The sequence below is a fragment of the Acinetobacter bereziniae genome (assembly GCF_016576965.1).
GTDB lineage: Bacteria > Pseudomonadota > Gammaproteobacteria > Pseudomonadales > Moraxellaceae > Acinetobacter > Acinetobacter bereziniae.
On sequence record NZ_CP066119.1, the window covers coordinates 4,537,869 to 4,554,521 of the forward strand.

16 protein-coding genes are annotated in these 16,653 nt (G+C 39.7%); 10 read left to right on the forward strand and 6 right to left on the reverse strand.

Annotation, left to right across the window (positions count from 1 at the left end):
* Positions 1 to 226: 226 nt before the first annotated feature.
* The 3 genes from asd to pncB form a co-directional block, all read right to left on the reverse strand.
* Complete coding sequence (asd, locus tag I9192_RS21305) at positions 227 to 1,078, reverse strand: archaetidylserine decarboxylase (protein ID WP_005035058.1); 852 nt, start codon at positions 1,076 to 1,078, stop codon at positions 227 to 229.
* Positions 1,075 to 1,923 (reverse strand): sulfurtransferase, encoded by an 849-nt coding sequence (locus I9192_RS21310; RefSeq protein WP_010590830.1) that lies wholly within the window; start codon positions 1,921 to 1,923, stop codon positions 1,075 to 1,077. The genes asd and I9192_RS21310 overlap by 4 nt, the downstream gene beginning before the upstream one ends.
* A 107-nt stretch (positions 1,924 to 2,030) precedes the next feature.
* Complete coding sequence (gene pncB, locus I9192_RS21315) at positions 2,031 to 3,242, reverse strand: nicotinate phosphoribosyltransferase (protein ID WP_004825951.1); 1,212 nt, start codon at positions 3,240 to 3,242, stop codon at positions 2,031 to 2,033.
* 272 nt (positions 3,243 to 3,514) lie between these two features.
* On the opposite strand from pncB, the gene dtd reads away from it, so the two are divergent.
* Positions 3,515 to 3,955 carry a D-aminoacyl-tRNA deacylase gene (gene dtd, locus I9192_RS21320; protein ID WP_004825949.1) on the forward strand — a complete coding sequence of 147 codons (441 nt, stop codon included), beginning with the start codon at positions 3,515 to 3,517 and terminating at the stop codon, positions 3,953 to 3,955.
* A gap of 77 nt (positions 3,956 to 4,032) precedes the next feature.
* Here the strand turns inward: dtd and I9192_RS21325 are convergent, their stop codons facing one another.
* The 3 genes from I9192_RS21325 to serB form a co-directional block, all read right to left on the reverse strand.
* Entirely contained in the window at positions 4,033 to 4,512 is a 480-nt protein-coding gene (locus tag I9192_RS21325; protein ID WP_004825947.1) for an SCP2 sterol-binding domain-containing protein, read from the reverse strand.
* A gap of 214 nt (positions 4,513 to 4,726) precedes the next feature.
* Positions 4,727 to 5,041: a ciprofloxacin tolerance protein AciT gene (gene aciT, locus I9192_RS21330; RefSeq protein WP_004825944.1), complete on the reverse strand. Its 315-nt coding sequence runs from the start codon at positions 5,039 to 5,041 to the stop codon at positions 4,727 to 4,729.
* Between the two features lie 425 nt (positions 5,042 to 5,466).
* Complete coding sequence (gene serB, locus I9192_RS21335) at positions 5,467 to 6,687, reverse strand: phosphoserine phosphatase SerB (protein ID WP_005035050.1); 1,221 nt, start codon at positions 6,685 to 6,687, stop codon at positions 5,467 to 5,469.
* Positions 6,688 to 6,746: 59 nt separating this feature from the next.
* Here serB and I9192_RS21340 point away from each other — a divergent pair, with 59 nt between their 5' ends.
* From I9192_RS21340 to I9192_RS21380, 9 genes are all read left to right on the forward strand, one after another.
* The gene (locus tag I9192_RS21340; protein WP_094195001.1) at positions 6,747 to 8,051 is read left to right on the forward strand and encodes a hypothetical protein; all 1,305 of its coding nucleotides are present in this window, start codon (positions 6,747 to 6,749) and stop codon (positions 8,049 to 8,051) included.
* Between the two features lie 291 nt (positions 8,052 to 8,342).
* Positions 8,343 to 9,464, forward strand: a complete 1,122-nt coding sequence (ribBA, locus tag I9192_RS21345; protein ID WP_004825939.1) for a bifunctional 3,4-dihydroxy-2-butanone-4-phosphate synthase/GTP cyclohydrolase II — start codon at positions 8,343 to 8,345, stop codon at positions 9,462 to 9,464.
* Positions 9,465 to 9,565: 101 nt separating this feature from the next.
* Positions 9,566 to 10,036, forward strand: a complete 471-nt coding sequence (gene ribH / locus I9192_RS21350; protein ID WP_004718750.1) for a 6,7-dimethyl-8-ribityllumazine synthase — start codon at positions 9,566 to 9,568, stop codon at positions 10,034 to 10,036.
* Between the two features lie 3 nt (positions 10,037 to 10,039).
* Positions 10,040 to 10,489 carry a transcription antitermination factor NusB gene (gene nusB, locus I9192_RS21355; RefSeq protein WP_004825937.1) on the forward strand — a complete coding sequence of 150 codons (450 nt, stop codon included), beginning with the start codon at positions 10,040 to 10,042 and terminating at the stop codon, positions 10,487 to 10,489.
* 11 nt (positions 10,490 to 10,500) lie between these two features.
* Entirely contained in the window at positions 10,501 to 11,418 is a 918-nt protein-coding gene (gene thiL / locus I9192_RS21360) for a thiamine-phosphate kinase (protein WP_005035044.1), read from the forward strand.
* A 22-nt stretch (positions 11,419 to 11,440) separates the two neighbouring features.
* Entirely contained in the window at positions 11,441 to 11,917 is a 477-nt protein-coding gene (locus tag I9192_RS21365; RefSeq protein WP_009585439.1) for a phosphatidylglycerophosphatase A family protein, read from the forward strand.
* Positions 11,918 to 11,938: 21 nt separating this feature from the next.
* Complete coding sequence (gene glmU / locus I9192_RS21370; RefSeq protein WP_005035042.1) at positions 11,939 to 13,303, forward strand: bifunctional UDP-N-acetylglucosamine diphosphorylase/glucosamine-1-phosphate N-acetyltransferase GlmU; 1,365 nt, start codon at positions 11,939 to 11,941, stop codon at positions 13,301 to 13,303.
* Between the two features lie 12 nt (positions 13,304 to 13,315).
* Entirely contained in the window at positions 13,316 to 15,154 is a 1,839-nt protein-coding gene (gene glmS, locus I9192_RS21375; protein WP_200150026.1) for a glutamine--fructose-6-phosphate transaminase (isomerizing), read from the forward strand.
* Between the two features lie 255 nt (positions 15,155 to 15,409).
* The gene (locus I9192_RS21380) at positions 15,410 to 16,375 is read left to right on the forward strand and encodes a cation diffusion facilitator family transporter (RefSeq protein ID WP_005035037.1); all 966 of its coding nucleotides are present in this window, start codon (positions 15,410 to 15,412) and stop codon (positions 16,373 to 16,375) included.
* Positions 16,376 to 16,653: the final 278 nt, after the last annotated feature.

Sequence of the window (16,653 nt, forward strand, 5' to 3'; positions counted from 1 at the left end):
CTCAAGATCGCAAGACCATCTATGATTCAAAAGTACAAAATAAATGAATCATCCAAATCACTTGTATGAATAATCAGGCGGTTTGGCTGTACCATCTTTCATCAAGGATTTTTATCAAACTCAGGTTAACTTATTTTGACGTTTGGTTTTATATAGGCAACTGTAACATTTAAGAAGAGTTGTATTTCTTACATGAAAAAACACAACCCCTTATAAATAAAGCAAATTAAAGTGTATGCCCTAAAGCTTCACCCATCACAACAACGGAGTTGGCTTTAAATTGTGCATCCCAATTCATTTTATCTTGCTCAAACAATACAATTGCAGTTGAGCCTAAATAGAAACGTCCAAGCTCAGCACCTTTTTCTAGTGCTAATTCATGATGATTTAATTCTAAGCGCCCAGTTGGCTTCACTTTACCCGTTGCCACAGTTTCAATACCTGCCACAATCATCGCACCCACTAAAACAACAGCCATACGACCGAGTTCAGTATCAAACAAACACACCATACGTTCGTTACGTGCAAACAAGCCCGGAATATTTTCAGCCGTGGTTTGATTGACTGAAAATAATTCACCTGGAATATATAAAGTTTCTGTCAGTGTTCCTGCGAATGGCATATGCACACGGTGATAATCGCGTGGTGATAGGTACACTGTGGCAAACTCACCTTGCACAAAAGGTGCAGCCAACTTTGGGTCACCAATCAATTGGTCTACAGTAAAACTCTGACCTTTGGCTTGAAAGATATCTCCATCTTTAATTTTACCCAACTGTGAAATTGCACCATCAGCAGGGGAAACAATACTACTCGGGTCTGTATCAATTTCACGTACACCCTGTTTTAAGGCACGCGTAAAAAATTCATTAAACGACTTATATTTCAATGCATCCGTTTGTTCAGCGATCGACAGGTCAATCCCGTACTGAGCTTTAAACGCTTGAATCGCTATATTTTTAATAATCGGATTTTCACTGGCTGCAACTTTACCTACGACACGGCTGAGTTGTTGCTGTGGAACAACTTTTTGAGCTTGGATAAAAATTTGTTTTTTTAAGTTTGATGTAAGACTCACGCAGGTGATTCTCCAGTAATAATTGGACTATCGAGGCGATTGCCCCACTCACTCCACGCACCATCATAGGCTTGGATATTCCAATCCAATAACCGACCTAAAATGTAAGCCAAGCCTGAACGATGATGCGACTGACAGTACACCACCACAGGTTGATCAAATTGAAAGCCTAATTGTTCTAAACGTTGTTGCGTGCGCTCTAGAGGATGCAATTTTAAATGATTTTGACGGTTAATTGCAGTACTCCACTCAAAATGTTGTGCATTTGGAATGTGACCGCCGCGTCTAGCTGCCAAACGTTGTCCTGTATATTCTTCGGATGTCCGACAGTCCCAGACTTGAATACTTTGTTGCTGAACCTTTTCCAACAATTTTGCATATTCAATACGATGTTGCTCAAGGTGATTTAAATTGACTGGAACCAATGTTTCTACTGGTTCAAACACTTCAACGTCAGATGAGGTTGGAAAACCTTCTGCCAACCATGCATGAATACCGCCATTTAATAAACTGGTATTGTAAAAGCCAAGGCAATGCAAATTCCAAATCAAACGTCCAGCCCAAGCGCCACCTTCATCATCATAAACCACAACATGATGCTCAGGAGAAATATTTAAATATTCAATCAACGCATTTAAACCGTCTTCATCAGGTAAAAGCCCTGAAGCTTGTTCTTCCTGTCTTACCAACAATTGTGGTTTAACATGTAAAGCATGAGGAATATGTAATTGTTCGTAGACAGAACTACGACTCAAATCGACGATACGAATCTTATCGTGTCCTAAAAAAGGCACGAGTTGTTCTGCTTCGATGAGTAATTCAAAATTAAAGGCAGGTGTAGTCATAAGTTTTTCTATTTTAAGACCCTGAATATGCATGATCTTAGCACAGTGTTTTTTTCCAATAAGCTGATTTTTCACATTCTTTTAGCAAAAAATCAGATAAGAATTTTCTATGCTTCGACAACTTCTGGTATTTCAAAGACCTGTCGCAGATACGCCAAAAATGTATCATTATCTGTCATGGTTTTTCCTGGACTATCAGAAATTTTCGCGACAGACTGGCCATTGCACTCCACTAATTTTAAAACAATGTTCAATGGAGTTTGTCCCATATCATTGGTCAAATTGGTTCCTATACCAAAACTGACTTGGAAACGGTCTTTGAAGTATTGGTACAATGCCCAAGCTCTTTCGATATCTAAACCATCACTAAAGGTTAACATCTTCGCTTTGGTATCAATTTTTAATTTACGATAATGATGATACGCCTTATCACCCCACTCAAAAGGGTCACCACTGTCATGGCGCAAACCATCAAATAGTTTGGCAAAATACAGATCGAAATCTCGTAGGAATGCGTCCATACCAACAACATCGGTCAAGGCGATACCTAAATCTCCACGATACTCTTGTACCCAAGTTTCCAAAGCGGCTTTTTGAAAATCTCTTAGACGCACATCCAAAGCTTGGAAAGCTTGCAAAAACTCATGTGCCATTGTTCCAATTGGATAAATATTTAATTCTTTTGCCAAGAGAACATTACTGGTTCCTCTGAAAACATTGGGTACCGCTGCATGGAACGTTTGAATGACATGTCGCTGCCAGTCCAAGCTATAACGACGACGCGTACCAAAGTCAGATACCAAGAATGGGGGCTTATCCGTCTGTTGCTGCTGTTCAAGTTTCTTTAATAACTCAACTTTGGCTTGTAAACGTCGTTCGCCTTCAGCATACACCTCATCATTGCGAATACGGCTAAAATAAAGCTCATTGACGATCGCAAGAACAAAAATTTCAAACATCATCGCTTGAACCATTGGACCTTCTACCCAAATATCCAAACGACCTTCTTCATCTATACCCGCTTTAATAAAACGGCGTTTCAGTTGGAATAATTCTAAATAATCAACAAAATCACTTTTGATAAAACGCATGCTGCGTAAATATTGTAATTCGTCTTCTTTAAATTTTAGTAAGCAAAGATGATCCAATTGTTCATTCAAATCCTCCAAAATATCCGTTAATGGATAAACGGTATCATCCAGATTACGGCAGCGGAAATGGTAGACACTGTGAGTTTGGGGAAATTTATGCAGTACCACTTGCAACATGGTAAATTTATATAAATCGGTATCCAGCAAAGATTGAATGATTGGCGCCATATCTGTTTGTAATTTCGCTATGCTTTTTTTATTAAAGCATATTTTTGAAGTGCATAACGTAATCATTTCGCTGTGAATGGCTATATTTGCAATTTAACAGTGTTTAAAAATCGAACACCTAGGTCTTTTTCATATCGGAAAATGCTGAATAATCAAACAAAAGCCATGCTTATTCAAATATTTATAATGTTTTAAAGATGGACTTTTTTAGACAATCTTGCTGTTCTATAACTGTTAGAATGGTCTTATCATATTTTAGTCTTATTGTTCTTATGCGTGCATTATTACAACGAGTGTTAGAAGCCAAAGTCGTGGTTGATGGTCAAGTCACAGGAGAAATCCAAACAGGAATTTTGGTTTTTTTAGGTTTAGGTAAAGAGGATAACTTTGAAAAGGGTCAAAAACTGATTGATAAGATTTTAAAATATCGATTTTTTGATGATGAACAAGGAAAAATGGGCTGGAACGTCAGCCAAGCCAATGGTGGACTTTTGCTGGTTTCGCAATTTACCTTAATGGCACAAACGCAAAAAGGCTTGCGTCCCGACTTTGGACCAGCAATGCCACCCACTGAAGCCAAAGCACTGTATGAACAACTGGTTGCATATGCGCAATCACAATTTGAAAATGTACAAACAGGAATCTTTGCCGCAGATATGAAAGTGCATTTGGTCAATGACGGACCTGTGACCTTCAACCTAGAGGTCGAATAAGCTCACATACACAACACAAAATCACTGTTTAAAATATAAAAAAGCCCGAATGGGCTTTTTTAATGTTTGAAAAACAATTATCGACCTGTCTTTTCCTTTAAGAACTGACGTGCCAATTTGATTTTTTCTTTGACAGGTTTTGGTACTTTCGGTGGGATTAACTTAGCAACTTGGTTAAACCACACCAGCAAACTAAAATCACCTTCCATTTTAATCGTGCCGTTTTGCATACCCGTCATAAATGCAGTTGGATCACCTTTGACCAAAGTTTTCACACCTTGATCACTGTCAGCAAACTGTAAAACGAAATCCGCTTTTTGTTCAGCACCTGAAACTGTATCAATTTGACCGTTATTGACAATAATTTGGCGAGCCACGCCTAAGTCTGTACCAATCTGGATACGGAACTGACGATCATGGGTCAATTCAATAAATTTTGGGCTGGTACGCGCCAATTGTTTCATACGAAGCGCTAAACCCAATACAAGTAAATCCAATGGATCTGTACTTGCATCAACGATTGGTAACTTCACAACTGGAATTGCAGAAAGTTTCATGACATTTAAGCCTGTTGTTTTTTAAATTAGATCCGAATTTGCTCATCCTAGCATAACTTGTCAATTCTTAGACATGGCTTTGAGAACAAAGTATAAACTGAAAAAAGGTATACCATTTTGATATACCTTAAAATGTCTAAATTGATTTTTTTCGTGTAATTAAAGTCACTATTGTTATCTTGGTTTGCATATTGTCATTCTGTTCACTCAATACTTATTCATCTTCATAGACTGGGGTATGTTCAATATATTGACGATTTGCCAGTGCTTTTTGGGCACGGCTGTCTTCACGTAATAACAACGCAATCAATGCAGACATTGCAAGCATGATTGCCGTTAAATAACTATATGCTACCGAAAGATCGAAAATATTCTGTACGCTGTAACGCATTGCTTCTAGAGTGCCCCAGAAGATCATACCCGCAAACATAAACCCTAACCAATGACGATAAGGGGAAAAGAAAACAGTAGCCAACGCTGCAGCAATTAGAGCGAATCCAATCAATGTTGCAAATGTCGCTGATACCATAACAACCTCCGTCAAAATGATGTCTCTCATAAACCGTCTAAGTGGTGTTTCACAACAAGTTCAAGCTTTATAATTTTTCTTTAACCATCTTATAGAAGCTTATGCATTGCATTATGTATGGTTTTTATGAGAAGGAAAGTGCTGTTTTTCGGGTAAACGACACACTTTGTCGCAACATGCATTTGTCATTACATTTTTTAAGAATCCTGTTTTTCTCAAAATCTAATTGCCATCAATCATGCAGTGTCATTACAAAAAAATACATGTTGTTTTTCTATAGAAATAAAAAAATTTAAGTTTTAAAACGAATCTCTTTTTCAAAAAGTATTATTTAGATTTGATGACAGCAAAGTGGTTCATTTTCAAACAAAAATAGCGACATTATGTCGCTATTTTTCATGTTCTGGCAATCTTATTTAAAGCATTTAAGCACGAGTGAGGTCTTTATCATGAACACCCAAGAGGTAAAGTACACCATCTAAACCAACACTTGAAATGGCTTGATTGGCATTTTGACGAACCAAAGGTTTAGCACGGAATGCCACGCCTAAACCAGCGATAGACAGCATCGGCAAGTCATTTGCACCATCACCCACAGCGATCGCCTGCTCTGGTGAAATTCCCATTTTTTCAGCCAATTCAGTCAATAAATATGCTTTGCGTGCACCATCTACAATATGTCCTTTCACTTCACCTGTGACTTGACCATTTTCAACATCAAGGATATTGGCATGAACTTCATCAATACCTAATTTCTCTTGTAGATATTCTGCAAAATATTGAAAACCACCCGATAAAATTGCAGTTTTATAGCCCAAAGACTTCAGGGTAGAAATTAAACGCTCCGCCCCTTCAGTAATGGTTAAACGTGCGGCAATTTTTGGTAAAACCTCAGCATCTAAGCCTTTCAACAAGGCTACACGTGCACGGAAGCTTTGCTGAAAATCCAATTCACCTTGCATGGCAAGTTCGGTGATTTCAGCAACCTTGTCTCCAACACCTGCTTCTTTCGCCAACTCATCAATAACTTCTTGTTCGATTAAAGTTGAGTCCATATCAAAGCAAACTAAACGGCGATTACGTCGGTAAGCATTGTCTTCCTGCACAGCGACATCAATGTTTAATTCAGCCGAAAGACGTAAACATGCTGCACGCATCGCTTGTGCATCTAGCATCTGTCCACTTAAACCAAATTGGACACATGAACGTTTGAGTATATCTTGATGCCCATCACGCTCAGGACGACCTGACAAACGAGTCACTGTTTCAATATTAAATCCCTGACTTGAAACAATATTTGTTACAGCTTGTAAGTGTGCAGCAGTTAATTCAGGTGCCAATGCCGTCACGATATAGCGGGTACGTCCACCTTCGCTTACCCATTGGTCATATTCTGTACCTGAAATTGGTTTAAAACGAACGGTAAGACCAATATCATGTGCTAAAATAAGGATGTCTTTCATTGCTAAAGCTGTTGCAGTCTGGTCGTTTGACGACACTACAATACCTAAAGTCAATTGATTGTGAATGACCGCCTGCCCTACATCTAATATTTGCAAAGAATGTACGGACAACACTTGCATTAATCGAGTAAACTGATTGGGTTGGTCAGGTCCTAAAAATGAAATAAGAATGATTTCTCGCATGAATTGACTCGGGTCTGAGCTACAACAATTGGAAGAATCATAATCGAAATCGAAATTTTTTGCTTTGGAAGTTTACGTTGAATGCGCCAAGACAAGGGCTATTTGCTAGCCTACTTATTGTAAGTTTTGCATTTCATACCTTTTTATTGGTAGTTGCAACAACACATCAGTTAAATGAAAACCGTGCCAGTCAAGGGCAACTGATGACCAGTCAACTGGTCACAGACAGCCTGTCTGAGCTTGAACCTGCGAATACAGTTTCATTGGCACTGTTGGCAAATCGTTATGCGACCAATCCAAGCGTTGCTTCGATTCGAATACTTGATGCTAAAAAACAAGTGCTTGCAACCAGCGGCATGGCAAAAACTCGCCAAGGCGAAGTATTTGTTCGTGATGCATTGCAGAACGAGAAAAAAGTCGGAACGATTGAAATTACGTTAATCAAACCGAGTATTGGTGAAATTTTACGGACCCAATGGCTTGCGATTTTAGTTTCACTTTTGATCCACGCTTTTCTTTGGTTGGCTTATCGCGCAATTGCACGCCCAACGCGTAGTGAATATTTGGCACGTATCAATAATGAGGCGCGCTTAAAACACGAAATTCAACAATTAACAGAAGCTTTGGAGGCTGAAAAAGCCAATCGCACCTTAGCAATTGCTCAGGCACAGCAACAGGCTCAAAACAAAGTTAAACCTGAACCTAAAGTTGCGGTCACTTCTACTGTCGATGATGATCAAGAAATTCTTGCATTGAATATTCAGTATTATGATCCAAAACAATTGATGAATACCGTCAATCAATCTGTATCTGTACCTTATTTTAACTTATGTCAGATTTTCCTGAATAAAAGCATTGAACTTTGTGCACAACATTTCAAACTCAATTCTAAAGATTTCGTCATTCATCAAGCGTTTAATCAACACGGGGCGATCTTGAGTATTGATGCTGAAAAGCCCGATGCTGCACAATCCATACTGATGATTGGTTCAGTGTTCCAATTGCTGTCTGAGGTTCTGTACAAACGTTATCGCGAAGACAAACGCTTCGTTTTACAAACACGCTGTGCCGTGACCACTTCTGTAGAAGCAATGCAGTTGGATGCTAAACATGCAGCAGAACGTTTGGTGAATCATTTAATTGCTAAAGAAATGGCACTGTACTTAAGCAATGATCAACTCAAACATATTGGTGATTGCTATCAATTGGTCGCTTTGCCAAATCCTACCAATGTACTGACACGCCACGCCTTTATGATTAATGGAATGAATAATGAGTGTGCTGAGCTTGCACAAAATATTCGTACAGAAATTTTAAAAGGTAAAAAACAAAGCGTCAGTTCTGAACCTGTTTCAGACCTATAATTCAAATCAGCATAAAAGCGTTCTACCCATAAAGGTAGAGCGCTTTTTTATTTTTACTTGCTTTAATACTCATAAGCTCATCTTATTTTTTTCGAAATAAGCGTTTAATGTTTGTTCAAAATCTGCATAAATCAATTTTCCTTCTCTTTTCATACCCCTATAAGCTTGTGTATAACTATGAGCGGTAAAGGAAGATGATAAGCATAGGCAAAATACGTAAAAACGCGTTAGACTATGTGCCGAATGAATCCAATGAAAATGTCACACGACAGAACAAAAAGGTGAAGGTTGATGCCGCTCAATACCGTTGAAGAGCTTGTAGCAGATATCCGTGCAGGGAAAATGGTTATCCTGATGGATGACGAAGATCGTGAAAATGAAGGCGATTTGGTGATTGCTGCAACACATGTACGTCCTGAAGACATCAACTTTATGATTACACATGCACGTGGTCTAGTGTGCTTGACCTTGAGTCGTGATCGCTGTAAGCAACTGGATTTACCATTGATGGTCGATCACAACGGTGCACAACACAGCACAAACTTCACGCTTTCAATTGAAGCGGCAAACGGTATTACAACAGGTATTTCTGCGGCAGAACGTGCACATACCATTCAGACTGCGGTTGCTGCACATGCCAAACCTTCTGATATTGTACAACCAGGTCATATTTTCCCATTGATGGCTCAACCAGGTGGTGTACTTCACCGTGCTGGGCATACCGAAGCAGGTTGTGACCTATCTCGTTTGGCAGGCTTAGAACCAGCTTCAGTGATCTGCGAAATCATCAATGAAGACGGTACAATGGCACGTCGTCCAGATCTTGAAGTGTTTGCAGAAAAACATGGTTTGAAAATTGGCACGATTGCAGACCTCATCCATTATCGAATGACCAATGAACAAACGGTAGAACGTTTGGATCAGCAAAGCATTGATACTGAATATGGAACATTTGATCTTTACCGTTACCGTGAAATCGGTAACCCAGATATTCATTTGGCTTTGGTGAAAGGTGAACCTAAACAAGGTGTAACCACTGTACGTGTACACGGTTTCAATCCTGCTCGCGACTTACTTAAACTCAATAAAAAAGATGGTGAGCCTGCGTGGAATCTAGATAAAGCACTGAAAACGATTGCCCATAGTGATCGTGGTGTATTGGTCTGGATCGGGCAACGTCATTTATCTGATTTAGGTCCAGCGTTAGAAGCATTGGGCAAACCAAAGCCGACCAAATCAAATGCCGCACTTTCTCAGCAATATCAAACGATTGGTGTAGGTGCTCAGATTCTACGTGATTTGGGCGTAGAAAAAATGAAGTTGCTAAGCTCACCACTCCGTTTCAATGCATTATCAGGATTTAATCTGGAAGTGGTTGAGTATATTACCGCTGAACAAGAGATTGATTCATAATTGTTTCAATTGATCTCTTTGATCTGGGTGATTCCATGAAAGAAAGCATTTGATCAAAGAAATCTGTAAAATAACTTATCTGTAAAATTATCGAGGTTGCTATGGCGATTCGCCGAATTGAAGGTTTATTACATCTCGCGAGCGAAGACCGTTACGCGATTTTAGTTGGTCGTTTTAACAGCTTTGTTGTTGAACATTTATTAGAAGGTGCGATTGATACATTGCATCGTCATGGTGTAAGCGACGATAATATCACTGTCGTTCATGCACCTGGCGCATGGGAACTTCCTGTTGTCGCTAAAAAACTTGCAGCTTCAGGTAAGTTTGATGCAGTGATCGCTCTTGGCGCAGTGATTCGTGGAAGTACTCCACATTTCGACTTCGTTGCAGGTGAATGTGCCAAAGGTTTAGGTGTAGTTGGTTTAGATACTGGTTTACCTGTAATTAATGGTGTATTGACTACGGATAGTATTGAACAGGCGATTGAACGCTCTGGTACAAAAGCAGGTAATAAAGGTGGTGAAGCTGCCCTTACTGCAATTGAAATGGTTAACCTGTTAAAGGCAATTTAAAGCATGTCGCAAACACTCCAAGCTACTTATGCAGCGAAACGTAAAGCACGTCGCTTTGCTGTACAAGGGATTTATGAATGGCAAATGAGCCACAACCCAGTGCATGAAATCGAAGCACGTACACGTGCTGAAAATGCTATGCATAAAGTGGATCTGAGCTATTATCATGAGTTGCTCACTACTGTGATCGCAAACCATGAAGCATTGGATGCTTTACTTATTCCAGTACTTGATCGTGAGATTGATGCATTAGACGGTGTAGAACTTGCTACATTACGTTTAGGCGCATATGAACTCAAAGATCATCTTGAAATTCCATATCGCGTGGTACTGGATGAAGCCATTGAATTGGCAAAACACTTTGGTGGTGCGGACAGTCACAAATACATCAATGGTGTATTAGACCGTTTAGCAACAAGCCTGCGTGAAGCAGAAAAACAACAAGCGAAATAAGTTGTTTTTACATGGCTGAGTTTTCAATTATTGAACGCTATTTCAATCGTCAGCAACAGTCTGATGTTGACTTAGGTGTTGGAGATGACTCAGCCCTGCTCACCCCGCCTTTAAATCACCAACTGGTGATTTGTACAGATACACTTGTCGCAGGACGGCATTTCCCCTTAGATACTTCTGCCCATGCCATTGGTTGGAAATCTGTCGCTGTCAATCTTTCAGACATTGCTGCCATGGGTGCAAAACCGCATAGCATTCTTCTGGCATTGAGCTTAGCCCAAATCGATCATGACTGGCTAAAAGATTTTAGTCAGGGCTTATATGATTGTTGTGATCAATTTGGGGTACGTTTAATTGGTGGTGACACCACACAAAGCCCTCAGCTGACCATCACCGTAACCGCACTTGGCTGGATTGAAACTGGTCAAGCTGTGACGCGTGCGCAAGCACAAGTGGATGATCTGATTGTGGTCAGTGGTTCCATAGGTGATGCCGCATTTGCGCTACAACATTTAGGGCATCCCCTTCAACAACGTCTAGACTACCCAACGCCTCGTTGTGAACTTGGCGCAATGCTCAAAGGTTTAGCGTCAAGCATGATTGATGTTTCAGATGGTTTAGCTCAAGACCTTGGGCACATCTTGGACGCTTCTAAGGTCGGTGCTAAAATTAATTTAAATCAACTCCCGATTAATCCTGCTTTAAGGGATTTAAGTGAAAATCAGCAATGGAAATATGCTTTGGCTGGCGGAGATGACTATGAATTATGCTTTACAATAAGTATGCAAAATTATGATAAACTTTTGCAATTACAACCCAATGTAATCACTACAATTATTGGAAAAGTTACACAACAATGTGGCATTGCATTTGAGAAAGATGGCTTAGACCATTCATTGCAACTTCAAGGGTACCAACACTTTGCATAAACCTCCGATTGTCTTTAAAAATATGACATGGACAGAACGCTTTATTGTGTTCTGTGGTGTAGGCTTTGGTTCTGGTTTAGCACCCAAAGCACCAGGCACTTTCGGCTCTGCTTTTGCCCTATTGTTTATCCCGATTTGGCTTGCAATTGGCTTTTATGGCGCCATATTGGCAATCATCATTATGTCTTTGGTCGGCATCTGGATTTGTGGAAAAACGGCAGACATTATTCATGTGCATGATGATGGTCGAATCGTTTGGGATGAGTTTGCAGGGCAATCTATTACATTTCTTCCCTTGATCTATATTGGACAAATGAATTGGATATGGGTGGTGGTTGGATTTGCATTGTTCCGCTTATTTGATGTTTGGAAACCTTGGCCAATTCGCATTATTGATGAAAAAGTCGATGGCGGTTTTGGCATCATGTTCGACGACATTATTGCAGGGGTCTGGGCAGCAATATGTATCATGATTTATTTATATTTTAAAATGGCTTAAGCCAGATCTGTTAGGTGTGATATGTCTACAACTGTGATCATTCTTGCGGCGGGTAAAGGAACGCGTATGCGCTCACGTTTACCGAAGGTACTTCAACCTTTAGCAGGACGTCCATTACTCGGTCATGTAATTGAAACAGCAAAACAATTACAAGCAAAAAATATTATTACCATTTTTGGGCATGGCGGTGATCTGGTTCAACAGGCATTTGCACAAGAAAACGTTGAATGGGTAGAACAAACTGAGCAATTGGGTACAGGGCATGCCGTTAAAGTGACCTTACCTGTTTTACCTAAAGATGGAATTTCGTTAATCCTTTCTGGTGATGTACCTTGTGTCCAACACAGTACCTTGCAACGTTTAATCGATGTGTCCACGACAACAGGTATTGGCTTAGTTACATTGACGCTTGAAGATTCAACCGGTTATGGACGTATTGTTCGTAAAGATGGAAAAATTCAAGCAATCGTTGAACATAAAGACGCTTCTGAAGAACAACGCCAGATTAAAGAAATTAACACAGGTATTTATTGTGTCAGCAATGCCAAACTGCATGAATGGTTACCTCAACTCAGTAATGACAATGCGCAAGGTGAATACTACCTGACTGACATCGTTGCAATGGCATTGGCTGACGGAATGGAAATTGCCTCAATTCAACCTGAATTGGCATTTGAAGTTGAAGGCGTTAATGATCGTATCCAACTTGCGGCTTTGGAACGTGAATTTCAAAACTATCAGGCCAAACAGTTGATGCAACAAGGTGTGCATTTAATCGATCCATCACGTTTTGACTTACGTGGTCAACTCACAGTGGGTACCGATGTTCGTATTGATATCAATGTGATTATCGAGGGCAATTGTAGCTTTGGTGATGGTGTTGAAATCGGTGCAGGCTGTGTGATTAAAAATACTCAAATCGCTGCAGGCACTAAAGTTCAAGCGTATAGCGTATTTGAAGATGCTGTGGTGGGTTCGAATGTATTGATTGGTCCATTTGCACGCCTTCGTCCAGGCGCTCAACTCGCAGACGAAGTGCATATTGGAAACTTTGTAGAAGTTAAAAACTCCACAGTTGGTCTAGGCTCAAAAGCAAATCATTTTACCTATTTAGGTGATGCTGAAATTGGTGCAGGCTCCAATATTGGTGCAGGTACCATCACCTGTAACTATGATGGTGCCAATAAGCACAAAACAATCATTGGTGATAATGCCTTTATCGGCACCAATAATTCTCTGGTTGCCCCAATCAAGATTGGTCATGGCGCAACCACAGGTGCTGGTTCTGTGATTACCCATGACGTCGCTGACAACAGTCTTGCATTTGAACGTGCAAAACAAATTTCTAAAGAAAATTATCAACGTCCCCAAAAGGTCAAGAAATAAGAGGATATTAATATGTGCGGTATTGTTGGTGGCGTTGCTGAAAGAAGCATTACAAATATTTTAATTGAAGGTCTAAAACGCCTTGAATATCGTGGTTATGATTCTGCTGGTGTTGCCCTTGTTGACCAAGGTCAAATCTTGCGTGAACGTCGTGTTGGTAAAGTTGCCAATTTAGAAGGGGCAATTTCTGAATCAAATATTTTAGGTTCACTGGGTATTGCACACACGCGTTGGGCAACTCACGGTAAACCTACTGAAAATAATGCCCATCCACATATTTCTGGGCATGTGGCTGTTGTACATAATGGTATTATTGAAAATTACCAAGAACTCAAAGATGATCTTGAAGCGCTTGGTTATATATTCACTTCACAAACAGATACTGAAGTTGTTGCACATTTAATTTCTGAAGCACTCAAATCAACGCCAAGTTTACTGAAAGCAGTTGAAGAGGTTGTTCCTCAACTGAAAGGTGCTTATGCATTGGGTATCGTACATACTGATTTTCCTGATGAATTGATCGCTGTGCGTGAAGGTTCACCTTTAGTCATCGGTGTAGGTATTGGCGAAAACTTTATCAGTTCTGATCAATTGGCGCTTTTACCTGTCACCAATCGTTTTATTTATCTTGAAGAAGGTGATATTGCACGTTTAACCCGTGAAACCATTGAGGTTTTTGTTAAAGATCAATTGGTTAAGCGTCCTGTTAAGGAGTTAGATGCCGCAGTAAGCAATGCATCAAAAGGTGAATACAAGCATTATATGCTCAAAGAAATCTATGAGCAGCCTGAAGCAATTCAGCAAACCATTTCTCAAGCCTTAAACGGCAATGCATTGCGTGAAGACTTTTTACAAAATGCTGAATTAGATTTCAAAAATGTCCAACAAATTCAAATTCTTGCTTGTGGTACCAGCTATCATGCAGGGATGATTGCAAAATATTGGTTTGAACAACTGATCAATTTGCCATGCCAAGTTGAAATTGCCAGCGAATTCCGTTATCGCTCGCCAGTGATTGTAGCAAATACCCTGTATATCTGTATTTCTCAATCAGGTGAAACAGCGGATACTTTAGCCGCCTTGCGTGACACCCAAAAACGCGCGCAGGCAAAAGGCTTAAATATTTGCACCATGACCATTTGTAATGTTGCAACATCGTCAATGGTTCGTGAAACCAACCATCATCTTTTAACCCTTGCTGGCCCTGAAATTGGTGTTGCTTCTACCAAAGCATTTACCACTCAGCTTGCCGCTTTGATGTTGTTAGCGCTAAAACTCGGTCAAGTTAAACAAAGTATCAGTGCAGAATCTATTGAACAAATTACCTCTGCGTTATGGCATATTCCAAAGGTTATTCTTGATACCTTACAAAATGATGCGGAAATTTTACGTTTATCAGACCTGTTCAAAGAGAAACAACACTGTTTATTCTTGGGTCGCGGTACAGAATTCCCGATCGCTTTGGAAGGTGCTTTAAAGCTTAAAGAAATTTCATATATCCATGCTGAAGGTTATGCTGCTGGCGAATTGAAACATGGTCCATTGGCTTTGGTTGACAATGATATGCCTGTGGTTATTCTTGCACCGAATGATGATATGTTGGATAAACTCAAATCCAACATGGAAGAAGTTCAAGCGCGTGGCGGTGAATTATTTGTGTTTGCCGATGAGAACAGTGGAATCGTCAATAAAGACCGCCAACATGTTGTTAATGTACCTGCAGTCAACGGATGGTTAGCGCCGATTGTTTACAGTGTGCCAGTACAGTTGTTGTCTTATCATGTTGCTGTTTTACGTGGTACAGATGTAGATCAACCACGTAATTTGGCTAAATCAGTCACTGTTGAATAATTCATATTTTAGATATTGAGTATATGTATCTGATTGATAAAATCTAATATATACCCATAGTAAAAGATCCACACAATTCATGCATGAAAATGGCATGGATGTGTGGATTTTTTTATATAAGCCTGTATAGAAGTACATCAGACTTTAAATATTTTGATCAATAATAAAATAGAGCAGTTAACATAAACACATTTGACAAAACAAACATATGAACATATATTCATATGTAAGCAATCTAATAATGTAGAGGTCCTTATGGGACATAATCACAATCATATCCATAACAGCCATAGCGATCATGACCATGCGCCTGAAGCGAATGGTGGAAATGAGAAAAAAATTCTAATTTCATTTTTCATTATTTTTAGTTTCATGCTCGTCGAAGCTGCTGGAGGAATCATATCTGGTTCACTGGCACTTCTTGCGGATGCAGGACATATGATGACAGATGCACTTGCTTTAGGCTTAGCTTACGCAGCCTTTCGCTTTGGTCGCCGCACCGCAGATAAATCCCGTACTTTTGGTTATATGCGATTCGAAGTGATTGCAGGGTTAATCAATTCTCTAACTTTGTTTGGGATTGTGGGTTGGATCGTTTATGAAGCTGTTGTACGCTTTCAATCACCTCAACCCGTTCTTGCGGGACCCATGTTCATTGTGGCTATTATCGGAATGTTGGTAAATATCTTTGTATTATGGTATCTGACACGTAATGACACAGATCATGTGAATGTTAAGGGTGCAGTTCTTCATGTGATGGGTGATTTATTGGGTTCTGTTGCTGCAATTATCGCGGCGATTGTGATCTGGTACACAGGTTGGACCCCGATTGATCCTATTTTGTCTGTTCTTGTCTCATTACTGGTATTACGTAGCGCATGGGCATTGTTTAAACAAACAATTCATATCCTATTAGAAGGTGCTCCTGCAAATGCCAGTACTACAGATATCACCACGCACTTATTAAAATCTGTTCAAGGCATTCAGAAAATTAGCCATATTCATGTATGGATGATCACGTCTGGAAGAGCAATGGCAACATTACACGTCCAACCTGAAGCGGGTGTAGATATCAAGATCCTCACCGAACAAATTGAACATGAATTAAAAACCAAATTTGATATTGAACATCCCACTGTTGCCATTGATTGGCAAGGCGATAGCTCATGTAGCCTTGAAAAGCCTGTCAAAATTGATCCTCATGCTGGGCATAGTCACTAAGTTCTGCATCAATCAACCACACAACGCCACAAGGGAATTACATTAACCATGTGGCGTTAACGTTCAAACTTAGGATCTATGTTTTGAAGCGTCTTTGTTTATTCTTCGTGTTTAAATCCAACTCAAAAATATGAATAAAAATAAAGATTCAAATCAAAAAAACTAGCATAACATAGTCAATCAATTCAAAAATCACACAGCAAATATGAAATTTAGACCAATAAAATCAATATGATACATGTTATTTGACGGTATAAAGCTTGCAATACTACCCTATG

Bases quoted from the DNA above. Each gene is read 5' to 3' on its own strand.
- serB (WP_005035050.1), bottom strand. From the start codon at position 6,687: ATGCGAGAAATCATTCTTATTTCATTTTTAGGACCTGACCAACCCAAT.
- nusB (WP_004825937.1), top strand. From the start codon at position 10,040: ATGTCGCAAACACTCCAAGCTACTTATGCAGCGAAACGTAAAGCACGT.
- I9192_RS21365 (WP_009585439.1), top strand. From the start codon at position 11,441: ATGACATGGACAGAACGCTTTATTGTGTTCTGTGGTGTAGGCTTTGGT.
- I9192_RS21380 (WP_005035037.1), top strand. From the start codon at position 15,410: ATGGGACATAATCACAATCATATCCATAACAGCCATAGCGATCATGAC.
- glmU (WP_005035042.1), top strand. From the start codon at position 11,939: ATGTCTACAACTGTGATCATTCTTGCGGCGGGTAAAGGAACGCGTATG.
- dtd (WP_004825949.1), top strand. From the start codon at position 3,515: ATGCGTGCATTATTACAACGAGTGTTAGAAGCCAAAGTCGTGGTTGAT.
- pncB (WP_004825951.1), bottom strand. From the start codon at position 3,242: ATGGCGCCAATCATTCAATCTTTGCTGGATACCGATTTATATAAATTT.
- thiL (WP_005035044.1), top strand. From the start codon at position 10,501: ATGGCTGAGTTTTCAATTATTGAACGCTATTTCAATCGTCAGCAACAG.
- I9192_RS21325 (WP_004825947.1), bottom strand. From the start codon at position 4,512: ATGAAACTTTCTGCAATTCCAGTTGTGAAGTTACCAATCGTTGATGCA.
- ribH (WP_004718750.1), top strand. From the start codon at position 9,566: ATGGCGATTCGCCGAATTGAAGGTTTATTACATCTCGCGAGCGAAGAC.
- glmS (WP_200150026.1), top strand. From the start codon at position 13,316: ATGTGCGGTATTGTTGGTGGCGTTGCTGAAAGAAGCATTACAAATATT.
- ribBA (WP_004825939.1), top strand. From the start codon at position 8,343: ATGCCGCTCAATACCGTTGAAGAGCTTGTAGCAGATATCCGTGCAGGG.
- I9192_RS21310 (WP_010590830.1), bottom strand. From the start codon at position 1,923: ATGACTACACCTGCCTTTAATTTTGAATTACTCATCGAAGCAGAACAA.
- aciT (WP_004825944.1), bottom strand. From the start codon at position 5,041: ATGGTATCAGCGACATTTGCAACATTGATTGGATTCGCTCTAATTGCT.